The sequence below is a fragment of the Vibrio aestuarianus genome, assembly GCF_028858425.1.
Taxonomy (GTDB): Bacteria; Pseudomonadota; Gammaproteobacteria; order Enterobacterales; family Vibrionaceae; genus Vibrio; species Vibrio aestuarianus.
This window is the reverse complement of the sequence record NZ_JAKNYQ010000001.1, coordinates 587394-603408: the sequence shown is the minus strand read 5'-3', so window position 1 is coordinate 603408 and position 16015 is coordinate 587394. Positions and strand designations below refer to the sequence as shown.

Annotated in this window: 18 protein-coding genes; 9 read left to right on the top strand and 9 right to left on the bottom strand. The window is 43.0% G+C overall.

Annotation, left to right across the window (positions count from 1 at the left end):
• Positions 1-122: 122 nt before the first annotated feature.
• On the bottom strand, positions 123-557 hold the full coding sequence (locus tag MCT08_RS02895) for a rhodanese-like domain-containing protein (RefSeq protein ID WP_053309584.1): 435 nt from the start codon (positions 555-557) through the stop codon (positions 123-125).
• 150 nt (positions 558-707) lie between these two features.
• Positions 708-1682, bottom strand: a complete 975-nt coding sequence (epmA, locus tag MCT08_RS02890; protein WP_274677864.1) for an elongation factor P--(R)-beta-lysine ligase — start codon at positions 1680-1682, stop codon at positions 708-710.
• A 248-nt stretch (positions 1683-1930) separates the two neighbouring features.
• Between epmA and frdA the strand changes: the two genes are divergently transcribed.
• The 4 genes from frdA to frdD are packed head-to-tail and all read left to right on the top strand — an operon-like array spanning position 1931 to position 5295.
• Positions 1931-3745 carry a fumarate reductase (quinol) flavoprotein subunit gene (gene frdA / locus MCT08_RS02885; protein ID WP_053309586.1) on the top strand — a complete coding sequence of 605 codons (1815 nt, stop codon included), beginning with the start codon at positions 1931-1933 and terminating at the stop codon, positions 3743-3745.
• Positions 3745-4518, top strand: a complete 774-nt coding sequence (locus MCT08_RS02880; RefSeq protein WP_053309587.1) for a succinate dehydrogenase/fumarate reductase iron-sulfur subunit — start codon at positions 3745-3747, stop codon at positions 4516-4518. The genes frdA and MCT08_RS02880 overlap by 1 nt, the downstream gene beginning before the upstream one ends.
• Before the next feature lie 2 nt (positions 4519-4520).
• A complete protein-coding gene (gene frdC, locus MCT08_RS02875) occupies positions 4521-4904 on the top strand; it encodes a fumarate reductase subunit FrdC (protein WP_053309588.1) in 384 nt (127 codons plus the stop codon).
• A 13-nt stretch (positions 4905-4917) separates the two neighbouring features.
• Positions 4918-5295: a fumarate reductase subunit FrdD gene (gene frdD / locus MCT08_RS02870; protein WP_053309589.1), complete on the top strand. Its 378-nt coding sequence runs from the start codon at positions 4918-4920 to the stop codon at positions 5293-5295.
• 139 nt (positions 5296-5434) lie between these two features.
• On the opposite strand, the gene efp is transcribed toward frdD, so the two are convergent.
• Positions 5435-6001, bottom strand: coding sequence for an elongation factor P (gene efp, locus MCT08_RS02865; protein WP_053309590.1), 567 nt, complete (start codon positions 5999-6001; stop codon positions 5435-5437).
• Between the two features lie 33 nt (positions 6002-6034).
• On the opposite strand from efp, the gene epmB reads away from it, so the two are divergent.
• Together epmB and MCT08_RS02855 are read left to right on the top strand one after the other, a co-directional pair.
• A complete protein-coding gene (gene epmB, locus MCT08_RS02860) occupies positions 6035-7057 on the top strand; it encodes an EF-P beta-lysylation protein EpmB (protein WP_053309591.1) in 1023 nt (340 codons plus the stop codon).
• Between the two features lie 124 nt (positions 7058-7181).
• A complete protein-coding gene (locus MCT08_RS02855) occupies positions 7182-7691 on the top strand; it encodes an MgtC/SapB family protein (RefSeq protein ID WP_053309592.1) in 510 nt (169 codons plus the stop codon).
• A gap of 93 nt (positions 7692-7784) precedes the next feature.
• On the opposite strand, the gene MCT08_RS02850 is transcribed toward MCT08_RS02855, so the two are convergent.
• The 4 genes from MCT08_RS02850 to MCT08_RS02835 form a co-directional block, all read right to left on the bottom strand.
• On the bottom strand, positions 7785-9545 hold the full coding sequence (locus MCT08_RS02850) for a hypothetical protein (protein ID WP_274677863.1): 1761 nt from the start codon (positions 9543-9545) through the stop codon (positions 7785-7787).
• A 259-nt stretch (positions 9546-9804) separates the two neighbouring features.
• Complete coding sequence (locus tag MCT08_RS02845; RefSeq protein ID WP_274677862.1) at positions 9805-10362, bottom strand: VC2662 family protein; 558 nt, start codon at positions 10360-10362, stop codon at positions 9805-9807.
• A gap of 277 nt (positions 10363-10639) precedes the next feature.
• Positions 10640-12277: a chaperonin GroEL gene (gene groL / locus MCT08_RS02840; protein ID WP_053309595.1), complete on the bottom strand. Its 1638-nt coding sequence runs from the start codon at positions 12275-12277 to the stop codon at positions 10640-10642.
• 69 nt (positions 12278-12346) lie between these two features.
• Positions 12347-12637 carry a co-chaperone GroES gene (locus tag MCT08_RS02835; RefSeq protein WP_053309596.1) on the bottom strand — a complete coding sequence of 97 codons (291 nt, stop codon included), beginning with the start codon at positions 12635-12637 and terminating at the stop codon, positions 12347-12349.
• A gap of 251 nt (positions 12638-12888) precedes the next feature.
• Here MCT08_RS02835 and MCT08_RS02830 point away from each other — a divergent pair, with 251 nt between their 5' ends.
• Both MCT08_RS02830 and MCT08_RS02825 read left to right on the top strand, forming a co-directional pair.
• Entirely contained in the window at positions 12889-13506 is a 618-nt protein-coding gene (locus MCT08_RS02830; RefSeq protein WP_274677861.1) for a helix-turn-helix transcriptional regulator, read from the top strand.
• A gap of 115 nt (positions 13507-13621) precedes the next feature.
• Positions 13622-13960 carry a DUF3135 domain-containing protein gene (locus tag MCT08_RS02825; RefSeq protein WP_168520794.1) on the top strand — a complete coding sequence of 113 codons (339 nt, stop codon included), beginning with the start codon at positions 13622-13624 and terminating at the stop codon, positions 13958-13960.
• 47 nt (positions 13961-14007) lie between these two features.
• Here MCT08_RS02825 and MCT08_RS02820 read toward each other — a convergent pair whose 3' ends face one another.
• Together MCT08_RS02820 and MCT08_RS02815 are read right to left on the bottom strand one after the other, a co-directional pair.
• Positions 14008-14433: a DUF805 domain-containing protein gene (locus MCT08_RS02820; RefSeq protein ID WP_053309599.1), complete on the bottom strand. Its 426-nt coding sequence runs from the start codon at positions 14431-14433 to the stop codon at positions 14008-14010.
• A gap of 51 nt (positions 14434-14484) precedes the next feature.
• Positions 14485-14832, bottom strand: coding sequence for a 5-carboxymethyl-2-hydroxymuconate Delta-isomerase (locus MCT08_RS02815; RefSeq protein ID WP_053309600.1), 348 nt, complete (start codon positions 14830-14832; stop codon positions 14485-14487).
• A gap of 289 nt (positions 14833-15121) precedes the next feature.
• On the opposite strand from MCT08_RS02815, the gene tpiA reads away from it, so the two are divergent.
• Entirely contained in the window at positions 15122-15895 is a 774-nt protein-coding gene (gene tpiA / locus MCT08_RS02810) for a triose-phosphate isomerase (RefSeq protein WP_053309601.1), read from the top strand.
• Positions 15896-16015: the final 120 nt, after the last annotated feature.

Genomic DNA, 16015 nt, shown 5'->3' with positions numbered 1-16015 from the left:
ACCGAGCTAATTTTGAATGACTAGATGAACTCACTATTACGTGGAAAACATCACAACTCTTCAGGTTAAATGATGAATTTTCACTCAAGCAAGTTCAATTCTAGAGAACCACTGTCAGTGAATTACTTCTTGCCGCGAACCAATGGTAGGTTAGCTTCATTCCAAGCAACCAAACCGCTTTTCAATAGATTCACGTTTTCAAAACCAGCTTTAGCGAGTAAGTTTGCACTCTCTTGCGCAGTTTGACCCGTTTTGCATACAACAATGATTGGGTCTGACTTGCGATTTTCAAGGCTAGCAAAGTTACCTGCTTTAATATCCGACGGTAAAATGTGAACCGCATCAGTTATATGACCTTTTTTGAACTCTTCTTTAGAGCGAATATCAACAACCACACCATTGTCACGATTCATCAGATAAGTGGTTTGTGCTGCGGTGATTTCTTTGTATGCCGCAGTGGTCGATTTTACGATGCTCATAATTAAGGCAACGAGAATACCTACCCATGCCAAAGATAGAATCATATTTTGTTGGAAAAACTCGATGTACTCTTGCATATGTTGTGCTCTTGCAATGTGGGCTTAAAAACAGACAAGGAGTATAGCGAGGTTGAAGGCATGACGCGAGTGCTTAGACGGCAGAATAAACAAGTGTTGCATTTTTCCTCATTCATCAAGAGTGAATGAAGAAAAATACCGAGATTCAAATTAAGCGATTGGAAATGGGAAAGCCGTCACTTTATCGATATGATCTTGGCCAAGCGCCAACATAATCAAGCGATCAATCCCTAAAGCCACACCAGCGCATGCAGGTAAGCCCGCTTTTAATGCTTCAATTAAATGATAGTCAATAGGCTGCTCGGCAAGTCCCATCGCGTAGCGTTTTTGGTTATCCGCTTCAAAACGTGCCAATTGCTCTTGTGGGTTATCCAGCTCATGAAAACCGTTAGCAAGCTCAATCCCTTTAAAATAGACTTCGAAGCGATCCGCAACACGAGGATCTTGCACATTAATTTTTGCCAATGCCGCTTGAGAGGCGGGGAAATCATAAACAAATACGGGCGCTTGTTGACCAATTTTCGGTTCAATGCCAATACTAAATAGCAGCTGTAATAACGTATCTCGGTCTTCTTCTGGCTGCGCAATATCGTTCAGACCAAGCTTACTAGCAACGCGTTTAAGCTCCGTCATCGAAGCTTCTAAAGGACAAACACCGAGCACTTGAATAAAAGCTTGCTGATAAGTCATGCGTTCAGCCATCGCACATTGCAGAACAAGCTGCAACAACGTATCCATTTCATCCATAAGATCATGGTGGTTAAACCCAATGCGATACCATTCCAAGAGGGTAAATTCTGGGTTGTGGTAGCGGCCGTTCTCTTCATTACGAAATGCTTTATTGATTTGATAAATAGAGCCACTACCCGCCGCCAACAAACGCTTCATATGAAACTCAGGGCTAGTCATAAAATGCAATCGACGCCCATCAGCGTAACCTGGGCCAATAAACTCTGTTGCAAAGGTTTGCAGATGGATATCAGTCACCGTGGCGTGACTCATCGCAGGAGTGTCGACTTCCAGCACGTCTCGCTCATCAAAGAATTGTCGGATCTGCTTGATGAGGCGGGCTCTTTGTCGCAGTTGTTGAATTGATGCGGTTGGCATCCAGTATTGTTTGCTCATTTTTTGACTGATACACAAGTTGAAGTAAGGCAAATTCTACTCTGCTAAGAGCAAATTCCCAATCCGTACGTGATTATTATCACACAAAGAAAAATAATTATGCTTACACTTGCACTTCCGAAGCAAAAACCTAACAGAATCAATTTTTTCCTAACTAACCTCTTCTACACTAGCAGCACCCAAAGTAAGGCTTATTAGCTTTTAATTATAACAAGCGGAATTTCCGCATCACTCACTGGAGGATAACTGTGCAAATTATCACCACAGATATCGCAGTCATCGGCGCAGGCGGCGCTGGTCTTCGTACTGCAATTGCAGCAGCTGAAGCAAACCCTGATTTAGAAGTCGCTCTGATTTCAAAAGTCTATCCAATGCGTTCTCATACGGTCGCAGCAGAAGGTGGCTCAGCGGCAGTTATCAAGGAAGAAGATAGCCTAGATAACCACTTCAACGATACCGTTGGCGGTGGTGACTGGCTATGTGAACAGGATGTTGTTGAATACTTTGTTGCCAATTCGACGCGCGAAATGGTGCAAATGGAGCAATGGGGCTGCCCATGGAGCCGTAAAGAAAATGGTGAAGTCAACGTACGCCGCTTTGGTGGTATGAAAGTTGAACGCACCTGGTTTGCGGCAGATAAAACCGGCTTCCACATGCTTCACACCCTCTTCCAAACTTCAATGAAATATCCACAAATCAACCGCTTTGATGAGTATTTTGTGGTTGATCTGCTTGTTGAAGACGGTGAAGTACAAGGCCTTATCGCCATTCACATGTCTGAAGGTGAATTGGTTACTATTAAAGCGAAATCTGTTGTATTGGCAACCGGTGGCGCAGGGCGTGTTTACCACTGTAATACCAATGGCGGTATCGTAACAGGTGACGGCATGGCGATGGCTTATCGTCACGGTGTTCCTCTGCGCGATATGGAGTTTGTTCAATACCACCCAACAGGCTTACCGGGTACTGGTATTTTGATGACCGAAGGTTGTCGTGGTGAAGGCGGTATTATCGTCAACAAAAATGGCTACCGTTATCTGCAAGATTACGGCATGGGCCCTGAAACTCCCGTTGGTCAGCCAAAAAACAAATATATGGAACTGGGTCCTCGCGATAAAGTTTCTCAAGCGTTCTGGCATGAACAGCAAAAAGGCAACACTATCAAACACCCACTGGGTGATGTAGTGCATCTTGACCTTCGCCACCTAGGTGAAGAGTACTTACAAGAACGTCTACCATTCATTTGTGAGCTAGCTAAAGCTTACGTCAATGTCGACCCAGCCAAAGAGCCGATCCCAATTCGCCCTACCGTGCACTACACCATGGGTGGTATTGAGACCGATGGTCAATGCGAAACGCGTATTAAAGGCCTATTTGCGGTCGGCGAATGTGCATCCGTTGGTCTTCATGGTGCAAACCGCTTAGGTTCAAACTCTCTTGCTGAATTCGTGGTATTTGGCCGCGTTGCTGGTGAACAAGCGGTGAAACGTGCTGCTGAGTTTAAAGGTTGGAACGATGAATCTATCGCTAAACAAGTGAAAGCGGTTGAAGAGCGTATTGCTGCCTTGATGAACCAAGAAGGCGATGAAAACTGGGCCACTATCCGTACTGAAATGGGTCACACCATGGAAGCAGGTTGTGGTATCTACCGCCAAGAAGATTTAATGCAAGCGACGATCGATAAAATCACCGAGCTTAAAGAGCGTTACAAGCGCATCAGCATCAAAGATAAAGGCAAAGTATTCAACACTGACTTGCTTTACGCGATTGAAGTTGGCTACGGCTTAGAAGTTGCCGAAGCGATGGCGCACTCTGCGATTTTACGTAAAGAGTCTCGTGGTGCTCACCAACGTTTGGATGAAGGTTGTACAGAGCGTGATGACGTCAACTTCCTGAAACACTCTTTGGCTTTCTACCAACCAGATGCAGCGCCAACCATCGATTACAGCGATGTGAAAATCACCAAGTCACAACCGAAAGCGCGTCTATATGGTGAAGCCGCAGAACAAGCGGCCGCGGCAGAAAAAGCTGCCGAAGACAAACGCGCAGAGGAGCAAAAATAATGTCAGCAAATCGTATTCAAAAAGTAGATATCTTACGCTACGACCCAGAAGCGGATGCTGAGCCGCATCTACAAGCCTTTGAAGTACCCTTTGATGAGACCATGTCGGTACTCGACGCCATTGGCTACATCAAAGATCACCTAGATAAAGACCTCTCTTACCGTTGGTCTTGCCGCATGGCGATTTGTGGTTCATGTGGTGTGATGGTGAATGGTGTACCAAAACTGGCTTGTAAGAGTTTCCTACGTGACTACCCGAATGGGGTGAAAATTGAGCCATTAGCCAACTTCCCTATCGAAAAAGATTTAATTGTTGATATGACGCCGTTCATCGAACGTCTTGAAGCGATTAAACCTTACATTATCGGTAACGACCGTAAACCTGAAGATGGCACCAACCTGCAAACGCCAGAGCAAATGGCAAAATACAAACAGTTCGCAGGATGTATCAACTGTGGTCTTTGCTACGCAGCTTGCCCTCAGTTCGGTTTAAACCCTGAGTTCATTGGCCCTGCAGCATTAACACTTGCGCATCGCTATAACTTAGACAGCCGCGACAATGGTAAAGCTGAACGTATGAAGCTTATCAATGGTGATAACGGTGCTTGGGGTTGTACCTTTGTTGGTTATTGCTCTGAGGTCTGCCCAAAACACGTAGACCCTGCAGCAGCAGTAAACCAAGGTAAAGTAGAGTCTTCGATGGATTTTGTCATCGCGATGCTAAAGCCTGACGGTTCAACTAGCCATTCAGACAAAGATTCAGGGGAGGCGTAATCATGAGTAACCGTAAACCTTATGTACGTGAGATGAAGCGTACTTGGTGGAAAGATCATCCTTTCTACCGCTTCTACATGATGCGTGAAGCCACTGTTTTACCTTTGATTCTATTTACCCTATTCCTAACTTTCGGTTTGGGTTGTTTGGTCAAGGGCCCTGAAGCGTGGCAAGGCTGGCTGAGCTTTATGGCAAACCCAATTGTGGTTGCCATCAACATCGTCGCTTTAGCGGGCAGCTTGCTGCATGCTCAAACCTTCTTCAGCATGATGCCGCAAGTAATGCCTATTCGCCTGAAAGGTAAGTTGGTCGACAAAAAAATCATCGTACTCACTCAGTGGGCAGCGGTGGCATTTATTTCTCTCATCGTTCTGATTGTGGTGTAAGGAGCTTATAGTAATGAATAACAATTATAAGGTAAATCGCACCCCAAAACGTTCTGACGAACCAGTTTGGTGGGGACTATTTGGTGCTGGTGGTACATGGTTTGCTATGATCACGCCAATCACTATTTTAGTGTTGGGTATCCTAGCGCCACTCGGCATTATTGACGAACAAGCCATGAGCTATGAACGTGTTGCAAGCTTTGCAACTAGCATTATCGGTGCACTGTTCATCATTGGCACATTAGCGCTACCAATGTGGCATGCCATGCACCGTGTTCACCACGGTATGCATGACTTGAAATTCCATACTGGTATCGTTGGTAAAATTGCTTGTTACGCTTTTGCTGGTTTAATTTCAGCCCTAGCCGTTGTATTTATCTTCATGATTTAATCCAACGCTTATGCGATAAAAACAAAAAAGCTGATGAGAAATCATCAGCTTTTTTATTTGTTTGTCGTTCACTGTAAATATCAAATAGTTCAGCGACAAAAAAGGCCGCAACCGCGACCTTCTTAGCGTTAGTAATGATTTACTTAACACGACCTACATATTCACCAGAACGAGTGTCAACTTTGATCACTTCACCAATGGTAATAAATAGTGGAACGCGAACTACAGCACCAGTAGTCAATGTTGCTGGTTTGCCCCCCGTACCCTGAGTGTCACCTTTTAGGCCAGGATCGGTTTCTGCCACTTCTAGTTCAACAAAGTTTGGCGGTGTAACCGCAATTGGGTTACCGTTCCAAAGTGTTAACATACAAGTGTTGTTTTCTACCAACCACTTAGCGCTATCACCAACCGCTTTTAAGTCTGCAGCGATCTGCTCAAATGTTTCTGCATTCATAAAGTGGTAGAATTCACCGTCGCTATATAGATAATCTAGGTCGATATCCATAACGTCAGCCACTTCAACTGAGTCACCTGATTTAAATGTTTTTTCCAGAACTTTGCCAGAAAGCAGTTTACGGATTTTTACACGGTTGAATGCTTGACCTTTACCTGGTTTCACATACTCGTTTTCGAGAATGACACAAGGCTCATTATCAAGCATAATTTTGAGACCGCCTTTAAATTCATTCGTGCTAACAGTAGCCATTTTTTCCTCTTACCATTCTTCGAGTTAAATTCAATGCCGCACATAATAACCCGAAAAGTCGAATCTGTTGAGCAAAACTGGCTCCAACAGTTAACGAATGCGATCTCAAACCCTGCAGATTTATTACAAATACTGGAGATCGATCCTTCACTTTGGCAAAACGGCTTTGAAGCTCGCAAGCTTTTCGCCCTACGAGTCCCACAAAGTTTTGTCGAACGTATGGAAAAAGGGAACCCTTATGATCCACTGTTGCGCCAAGTGCTTCCGCTCAGCGAAGAGTTTGAATGGCATCAAGGCTATTCAACTGACCCACTTGAAGAGCAAAATAACGCGATTCCAGGTTTGCTGCATAAGTACAAAAACCGAGCACTGATGATCGTAAAAGGCGGATGTGCGGTGAATTGCCGATACTGCTTCCGTCGTCACTTTCCCTACCAAGAGAATAAAGGCAGTAAAACGGTTTGGCAGCAAAGCTTGGATTATATTGCCGCACATCCTGAATTGAATGAAGTCATTCTATCTGGTGGCGATCCACTGATGGCAAAAGATCACGAGCTTAAATGGTTGATCGATGCGATTAGCCAAATTCCACACATCAAACGCTTACGTATTCACTCGCGCTTGCCTGTCGTGATACCAGCGCGTATTACCGACTCGTTATGTGAGTTACTGCAAGATACTCGCTTGCAAGTCATTCTCGTCACGCACATCAACCACGCTAACGAAATCAGCCTTGAGCTTAAACGGCAAATGAACCGTCTGCGTGCTATTAATGTCACCCTACTAAACCAAGGCGTACTACTTAAAGGGGTCAATGACAGCATCAAAGCGCAAGTTCAATTAAGCGAAACATTATTTGATGCTGGCATCCTGCCCTATTACCTGCACGTATTAGACAAAGTTCAAGGCGCCGCACACTTTTTTGTTTCAGACCAACAGGCTAAAGACATTATGGCCGGTGTTATCGAACAAGTTTCTGGTTACTTAGTTCCTAAATTAACACGAGAAATTGGCGGTCGTTCAAGTAAAACACCACTCGATTTGCATTTAGAATAGATAAATAATTACGCTGACAAATCACTGTCTCTCGCCATAAATTTTACTTATCTAGACAAACAAAAGCTTTTGTTCGATCAAGATTCGCTTTCTCTGCATACTCGACGTTTTTTAGGAGGTCAGCATGCAACCCATCGAACAACTTCTCAATCTTGGACCTTTTAGTTGGCCAGCTCTGCTTTGCTGCGCACTCAATGGACTATTAATCGGTATTGAACGCCAAACTAGGGGGAAACCGGTAGGCATTCGAACCTCGATATTAATTATTTCTGGTACATACTTTTTCCTAGCGATGGGGGTATCTTTGTCACCGAATACACTCGACCAGGCTCGAGTCCTTGGACAGATCATCACTGGGGTTGGGTTTTTGGGCGCAGGGGTGATGATGACTCAAGATGGTAAGATTCATGGTGTGACCTCTGCGGCCGTTATTTGGGTGCTCGCTTCGCTTGGTTTGATGATTGGCCTTGGGTACTTGCAACAATCCGTGATTATCACCATTTTAGTGCTGAGCGTACTTTACGGAGTAGATAAAGTTGAGAATAGCTTTAAAAGCCTGCGCCGCGGTGTACATCAAAAGTTTCAAAACAGGAAATCATCGCATCTATTAAATAAAAAGCGTATAGAACAATAAAAATAAACAATGGGAACTAGATAGAAAATGCCAGAACCTTCATTCTGGCATTTTTATAGAATCAAAAACTAGAATTGACTGTCTTTGTGTTATTTAATTAACCAATTCCCATCCGATATGATCATGTGGTGCGGCTTCACCAGCATTAATCCACCACTTACTGCGGTACTCTAAGTTATTAAATGGATCCGCCACTACAGTTCCAGCAGTAGGATAAGCGGTAAACTCGTTCCAAACACCTTTGATTGCAGCTTCTGGTTCCTTGTACTCAGTTTCATAAATATTACAATTTGAATTCGTCGGTGCTAATGTGATCTGAATCGTCGGCTCATTCCTTGGGGTAAAGTTATCCTTGGTCTCAGCAAACACATTATTAAATTGCGATGTACAATCTAAACCTCTGTACGATAACGTTACCATCGACGCATCCAATGGCAACATAGTATGTGAATTGGGTGTTGCCCAACCATTCATTAAAATAGCACCATCAGACTTTCGAGCTACCATGTACATTGAATCTGATGCGACAGACTTATCTACATAGACAGGAATAAATTTACTCGCATCAACATTACCGGCATTACCTTGCTCACCAAAAGTTCGCACCGGCACGCTGGTAAACACAGCTTCAAGAACTTTCCCAAAATGCTGCGTATACTTAATCTTATTGTTGACTTGTTTATCTTCAAATACTTTACGTACTGCAGTTGTAATTTTTTGGATTTCTTGGTTTGAATAAAAACCATAATTTTTCAATAGCTCAATATAACCGCGTAAATCATTCCATGTTAACGATGCATTATAATTTTTACCAGATTCAGAAAGTTGTCTAGAAACATCCGGGATCTGACGAATATAGCGAGAACCAAAATCATTTTTCTTTATAAAACAGCTCCAGTCATTTTCTAGATCTTCAGTAACATTCATACAATGCTGAAAAGTTGCTTCATTTTTTAATGGTTGAGATTTCGCTGCATAAGGACCACGGTTGTACATAAAGCTTAATATCATAGCCAATGCATCAGGGTCTTTCGCACCTTGTAAAAACTCATGAATGCGATTGCCTGACTCATTTTGTGCCGCTTCATTTTGCTGCCAAGAAAAAGAGCCAGTATTAATAGCAATAGCAGAAGCGTTATAATAGGCACTGGTAATTGCAGAACCTAAAATATTACGAGCAGGGCCATTATTAGAGCTAATGATTTTTTCTGGGTTCATAGCGGCAAATACAGAAGGAAACCCACCTTCCGCTGCGCCTTGAAGTTCGGCCCAAGCACTGCCCGGATATTCAACTTGCAGAACACCGTCATCATCACCTTTGCCCATTTCCATATACGGTAAGTCATCGCCCAATGTGCTCTCTTGCAATGCTTTTGAAACATAGTAATTTGGGCCCATGTTCCTTCTAAAATATTCACCAAATGATTCACCAGTCGCAAATGGCTTATCTAAGTCAAATGTACCATGCTCTTTTTTTAAGCCATATTGAATTTGTACCATGCTCTGCATAGAGGCATGAGCAAATGCCATTGCCCACAGCTTATGTTCCAGAATTTTTCGATTAGAATCAGAATTTAATAAACTCAAGTCAACTTTATTAGGATAGTTTTGTTTCCAATTAATAGTACGTTGGTAACAAGTAGCAGGGTTTAATACCAGCTTGTCACCTTCAGCTTTAATATTACAGTGATAATTAACCGTAGTTTGATCAGCCAGCTTCAAGCTGTAATCCACTCTGCCATTTTTGGTTGGCAATAATGATTGATATTGTTTCAATGTAATGGACTCAGCAGCTATTGTACTTGTACAAAGTAAAGCTGAAGCAATACAAAATGTTAACTTATATAGTTTCATTGTATTTCCTATAAATTTAATTGTTCATTAAAAATTAATTTCCATCGCCATTAAATAGGAAAAAATATTCCAATAAAACTCCAAGATTATTGATAACATTAAAATTCATAATTTATATGTTTTTACTATAAATCGTACGCAATAAAGATAGGAGAACAAGAGGTAGAAGTAAAAGAAAGGTGAAAAACAAAAAATGCCGCCAACAAAAAGTTAACGGCATTTTTAAAAATATTATTATTTTTTTACTTAAAAATAGTGGTTATTTAGCAAAGTTAATTATAGGAAAACATTTAAAGAAGCCATTGTCAGCGCAGTTAATCAAACCAACTTGTACACCTTCAATTTTGGCTGTTTTATTGAATACGCCAACTTGAACCGTAGAGGTTTCAGAGAAGTTAGCTGCACCAACATCAACCATGGTATTGCCTTCAGAATAGTTAACAAAGCTCACGTTCGCACCACGTACATCATTCGTTACGTTCACAGCACCGATGTTTGCCCCCGAAGCGGTTCCTGTATTCCAGTTAAGGAATCCCAGTGATGCGCCTGTCATGTCTTGGTTGACTTTTGATGCACCAAAAAAACCAAGGTTAACACCAGTAGTTGAATTAGTTTCAGAAAGTCCAATAATAGCCAAATCGACACCTTTTACCTCATCGACTTTGCCATAAAGCGCTGCAACGCGTAGACCTGATACAGCATTTTCATCTGGTGCATTAAAATTGTTGATAGAAGAAAACATAACTGGAGTTCCAGCCATGGCAACAGAAGATGATAAGGCCGCAGTAACCGCTAACATTGATAGCACTTTTTTCATAAATATCCCCACTGATATATAAAACCTTACTATTGACTAAGTAAAGCCGTTAAGTAATTGCCTAGCACAGAACGAAACTGCTTTCGCCAAGCACTTAATTAAGAATCAACAACTCAGCCAATTTCCTTCCCCTCCAACGTAGGAAGTAATACTAAAAATGACAAGTCAACGTCAGAAGTCTAAAATACCGCCTTCGAATAAACGTCAGAATTAAGACAATTATAAAAAAACCGGAGCCAAGCTCCGGTTCTTTACATTAATGGGGATGATGCAAAATTTACATCATGCCACCCATTCCACCCATGCCGCCCATATCAGGCATGCCAGCAGATTCTTTCTGTGGTAAGTCGGTTACCATCGCTTCTGTTGTGATCATAAGCCCAGCAACTGACGCGGCAAATTGCAATGCGCTACGAGTCACTTTGGTTGGGTCTAAAATACCCATTTCGATCATGTCGCCATACTCACCCGTTGCCGCGTTATAACCGTAGTTACCTTCGCCTGCACGTACGTTGTTTGCGACCACTGACTCTTCATCACCAGCATTGGTCGTGATTTGACGAATTGGCGCTTCCATTGCACGAAGTGCTACACGGATACCGACATTTTGCTCTTCGTTATCACCTTCAAGACCTGCCACTTTAGATGCCGCACGGATAAGCGCAACACCACCACCAGCGACTACGCCTTCTTCAACTGCAGCGCGAGTTGCATGTAGCGCATCTTCTACGCGGTCTTTCTTCTCTTTCATTTCAACTTCAGTCGCAGCACCGACTTTGATCACAGCAACACCACCAGCAAGTTTTGCAACGCGCTCTTGTAGTTTTTCTTTGTCGTAGTCTGAAGTTGCGTCTTCGATTTGTTGGCGAATTTGAGCAACACGACCTTGAATAGCCGCTTCATCACCAGCGCCATCAATGATGGTTGAGTTCTCTTTCGTGATAGAGATGCGTTTCGCTTGACCTAGGTCTTCTAGTGTCACTTTTTCAAGCTCTAGACCGATCTCTTCAGAAATAACCGTACCACCTGTTAGCGTTGCGATATCTTGTAGCATCGCTTTACGACGGTCACCAAAACCAGGCGCCTTCACTGCAGCAACTTTCACGATACCGCGCATGTTGTTGACAACTAACGTAGCCAGAGCTTCGCCTTCCACGTCTTCAGCAATAATAAGCAGCGGACGAGAAGCTTTTGCAACAGCTTCTAATGTTGGTAACAACTCACGAATGTTCGAGATTTTCTTATCAACCAGTAAAATAAATGGGCTTTCTAGTTCAACACTGCCCGCTTCTTGGTTGTTGATGAAGTATGGTGATAAGTAACCACGGTCAAATTGCATACCTTCGACAACATCAAGTTCGTCTTGTAGTGCTTGACCTTCTTCAACGGTGATTACACCATCACGACCTACTTTTTCCATTGCTTCAGCAATGATGTTACCTACACTCGTGTCAGAGTTGGCTGAAATTGTACCTACTTGAGCAATCGCTTTAGTGTCAGCACATGGTACAGACAGCTCTTTCAATGCTTCAACTGCTGCGATAACCGCTTTATCGATTCCGCGCTTAAGATCCATCGGATTCATACCCGCAGCAACTGCTTTTAGGCCTTCAGTGATGATCGCTTGCGCCAACACTGTTGCCGTCGTTGTACCGTCACCCGCCGCATCATTCGCTTGCGAAGCAACTTCTTTCACCATTTGAGCGCCCATGTTCTGGAACTTGTCTTCCAGCTCAATTTCACGCGCTACAGAAACACCATCTTTGGTGATGACAGGCGCACCAAAAGATTTATCTAAAACAACATTACGCCCTTTAGGACCAAGCGTTACTTTTACTGCGTCAGCTAGAACATTGACACCTTCTAGCATTTTAATTCGTGCGTCGTTACCAAATTTAACGTCTTTAGCAGCCATCTTTAATTTCCTTTTCTTAATTCTGTTTTAATCAATCGTTTTTGAATCAGAGCAAAAATTACTCAATGCTTACTCTACAATTGCCATGATGTCGCTTTCAGACATTATGAGCACTTCTTTACCGTCAATTTTTTCCGTTTTGGTGCCATAGCTTTCAGCGAAGATAACAGTATCACCTACTTTGACATCCAACGGTTGAACCGAACCGTTCTCTAGAATGCGGCCTTTACCTACTGCTACGATGGTTCCGCGAGTTGATTTTTCTGCGGCTGAACCAGTTAGAACAATGCCACCAGCAGATTTAGATTCAACTTCTTGGCGTTCAACGATAACTCGGTCGTGTAATGGACGAATGTTCATCGGTCGTCTCTCCTGATTTTATTTTCCGTGAGGTTTATGAAAGGCTGATTACTCAGCTCGTGACAGATATGTGGGGGGTGGTAAGTGTAATCCCAAGGGGGAAATAAGAATTTTTTGTGACGAAATTAACGAATTGGTCGTCAATAGCTTATTCATGCGCACAAAACTAAACACTTACCTATGCGGCATAGTAAATGATTTGCTTTATTAACCTGCTTCTTCATAATAGATAAAGTTATGAGAGGAATACGATGAAAACCATTGATAGAATACTCCAAACCTTAAAACGTGATGGCGCAGTAACCGCAAAGCAATTAGCCGATGACTTAGGTATCACTACCATGGGGGCTCGTCAGCACCTACAAAGTTTGGAAGATGATGGCATTCTTACTTTTCACGATGTGAAAGTAAAAGTCGGGCGTCCTACTCGTCATTGGTCATTGACGCAAAAAGGCCATGATCAATTCGCAGATCGTCACGGAGAACTCACCATCCAACTGATTGATGCGGTTGAACATTTATTCGGTCAAGAGGGGCTTGCCAAAGTGGCCGCTGAACGCGAGGCTCAAACGTTGGCGCAATATCAACAAGCGTTAATCAACTGCAAAAATTTAGAAGATAAATTGAATACCTTGGTTACCCTACGTGAGCAAGAAGGCTATATGGCGGAACTGGAATCAACGGAAGATGGTTTTATGTTAATCGAGAACCATTGTCCTATCTGTAAAGCCGCAACCCGCTGCCCTAACCTTTGTAGATCCGAACTGAATATCTTCCAAACACTGCTCGGTAGCGAACATTGCATTGAGCGGAGTGAGCATATTATTCAAGGTCAACGTCGTTGCACCTATAGAATTACCACTCGCTAGCATTGTCTCATATTTAAGAATTGCGCATTTCGTTCCAACACAGCACTCGTTCCTCAGTTATGCTTGGGGTATGTTGATAAAACAATCAACATACCCAAATGTAAAGGAGTGACATATGGTGCCCCCTCAAAAACAGGCTTTACCCTCTTTTGATGAACTGGTTGAACTTGCACAGCACAACCCAGAAGCCTTTACACAACTAAAAAAAGACATTTGTGAGGAGTTGATTCTCTCTGCTTCGTTCAATATGCAAGATAGACTTTGGGCTCAACAAAGCCACATTGATTTAGTCGTCAGCCAGTGCAAAAATCCCATTCACGCTAACGTCACCTTAATGCGCGAGCTTAGTCAACAGATGATAAAATTCCAAAATGCCTTAGATGGTGAATCTGAAAAAGAGAAGGTTAGCGCCGAAATCGTACCTTTCACACCTCGCGATAATGGATGGCGATAAACTTAAGCTGGCTCACAACGCCTGCTTAAGTTTAATCAAGTTTGAGCTCATTCTGCTTCAGGCCCATAGGCATTACTGCCTGGCGAACCTTTCATAAATCCACACTCAACCAGTATCCATACTCCGCATACTAGTGCGACTAGAGAAACCAAGGCTTCCATCATACCGGCTTGAGCCGCCACATCGGCATTGCCAATTGGCATCGTCATACGTCCCAAAACCAGCGGAACATTGAGCACTAACCACCACACTGACTTGTTTCGATCATGCCAACGCTTTGCTGTGATCGCCAAGTCAGGAATGAGCACAATCAACAAAAATACCGGCAAGATAAGGTAAGCAATATTGGGAAATATCTTATTAGCGACGGTAGCGAAACCGATAATCAACGCATAATAAGTGACGTTCCATAGCCAAAAAGTTTTTCGACCAATACGGCCTTGAAATGAAAATAGCAGTTCTTTAATCGACATTTTATTACCTAACAATGATTTATTTAACCTGAACTCGGATTAGAGATGAGGTTAATTTACGACCTTCTGGAAACTGTCTTTATCCATGTCTCGTACATTGATGGTCAAGCTTCTTACTTGACTAGCTTGCTGCTGCAAAACTTCCATCAACTGACGAGATAAGTCACGCTTTTGTTCTGGCGTTCTACCTGACAGTAATTCAAAACTAATATGAATAAAATCAACACTGTCACCCTCTTCACCAATAAACCAATGGTGGCAGCGCAACGCACGAGATTTAACCGAATCAGCATCAAATAACCCGCACTTCAGAGCCACATGGTGCAGATCTTCCAACAAACCTTGGACATTAACACGTTCATCTACCGAGTTTGAGTATTCCATAACAAGATTTGGCATTTGCATTCCTTTTATCGGTTATCTGATCTGTCATACGGAGTTAACCGTTTAGCATGATAAGTATTCTTTCGGATTATGGGTATAGCAACTAATCGAGCAAAATCCGAGTGATAGGCTACTATTCTGCCGATGGGATCACTGACAAGCTGCACAGACCATTGATGAAGATCCAATAAAGTCATGACTCGCATCATGATCTGCTGAGTTTTATCTGTTATATTCTTTCGCAATCACGTTTATTTTTTACATTCATTGGCTTTAATATTTGATAATTAATGGAGATATTCCTATGCGTCATCCTGTAGTTATGGGTAACTGGAAACTAAACGGCAGCAAAGAAATGGTTGTTGAACTACTAAACGGTCTTAACGCTGAACTTGAAGGCGTTACAGGCGTAGACGTAGCAGTTGCTCCACCTGCACTATTTGTAGACCTTGCTGAGCGTACGCTTACTGAAGCTGGTAGCGCGATCATCCTAGGTGCTCAAAACACTGACCTACACAACAGCGGTGCATTCACTGGCGACATGTCTCCAGCTATGCTTAAAGAGTTTGGTGCAACTCACATCATCATCGGTCACTCTGAGCGTCGTGAATACCACAATGAATCAGACGAGTTCGTTGCTAAAAAATTCGCATTCCTAAAAGAAAATGGCCTAACGCCTGTTCTTTGTATTGGTGAGTCTGAAGCACAAAACGAAGCTGGCGAAACAGTGGCAGTATGTGCACGTCAACTTGACGCTGTTATCAACACTCAAGGCGTTGAAGCTCTTGAAGGCGCTATCATCGCTTACGAACCAATCTGGGCTATCGGTACTGGTAAAGCGGCTACAGCTGACGATGCACAACGCATTCACGCTCAAATCCGTGCTCACATTGCTGAGAAATCTGAAGAAGTTGCGAAAAACGTTGTGATCCAATACGGCGGTTCTGTTAAACCTGAAAACGCAGCAGCTTACTTTGCACAACCAGACATCGACGGTGCTCTAGTTGGCGGCGCAGCTCTTGACGCGAAAAGCTTTGCAGCTATCGCAAAAGCGGCAGCTGAAGCGAAAAACGCATAATTATTACGATCATCGTATTTCTTTAATTGAAAAAGGTCAGCTCTGCTGGCCTTTTTTATTGGCTAACATTCCCAACCTAGCCGCTAAGATCATAATCTTGTATCCTAGCGTTTTGCCTAC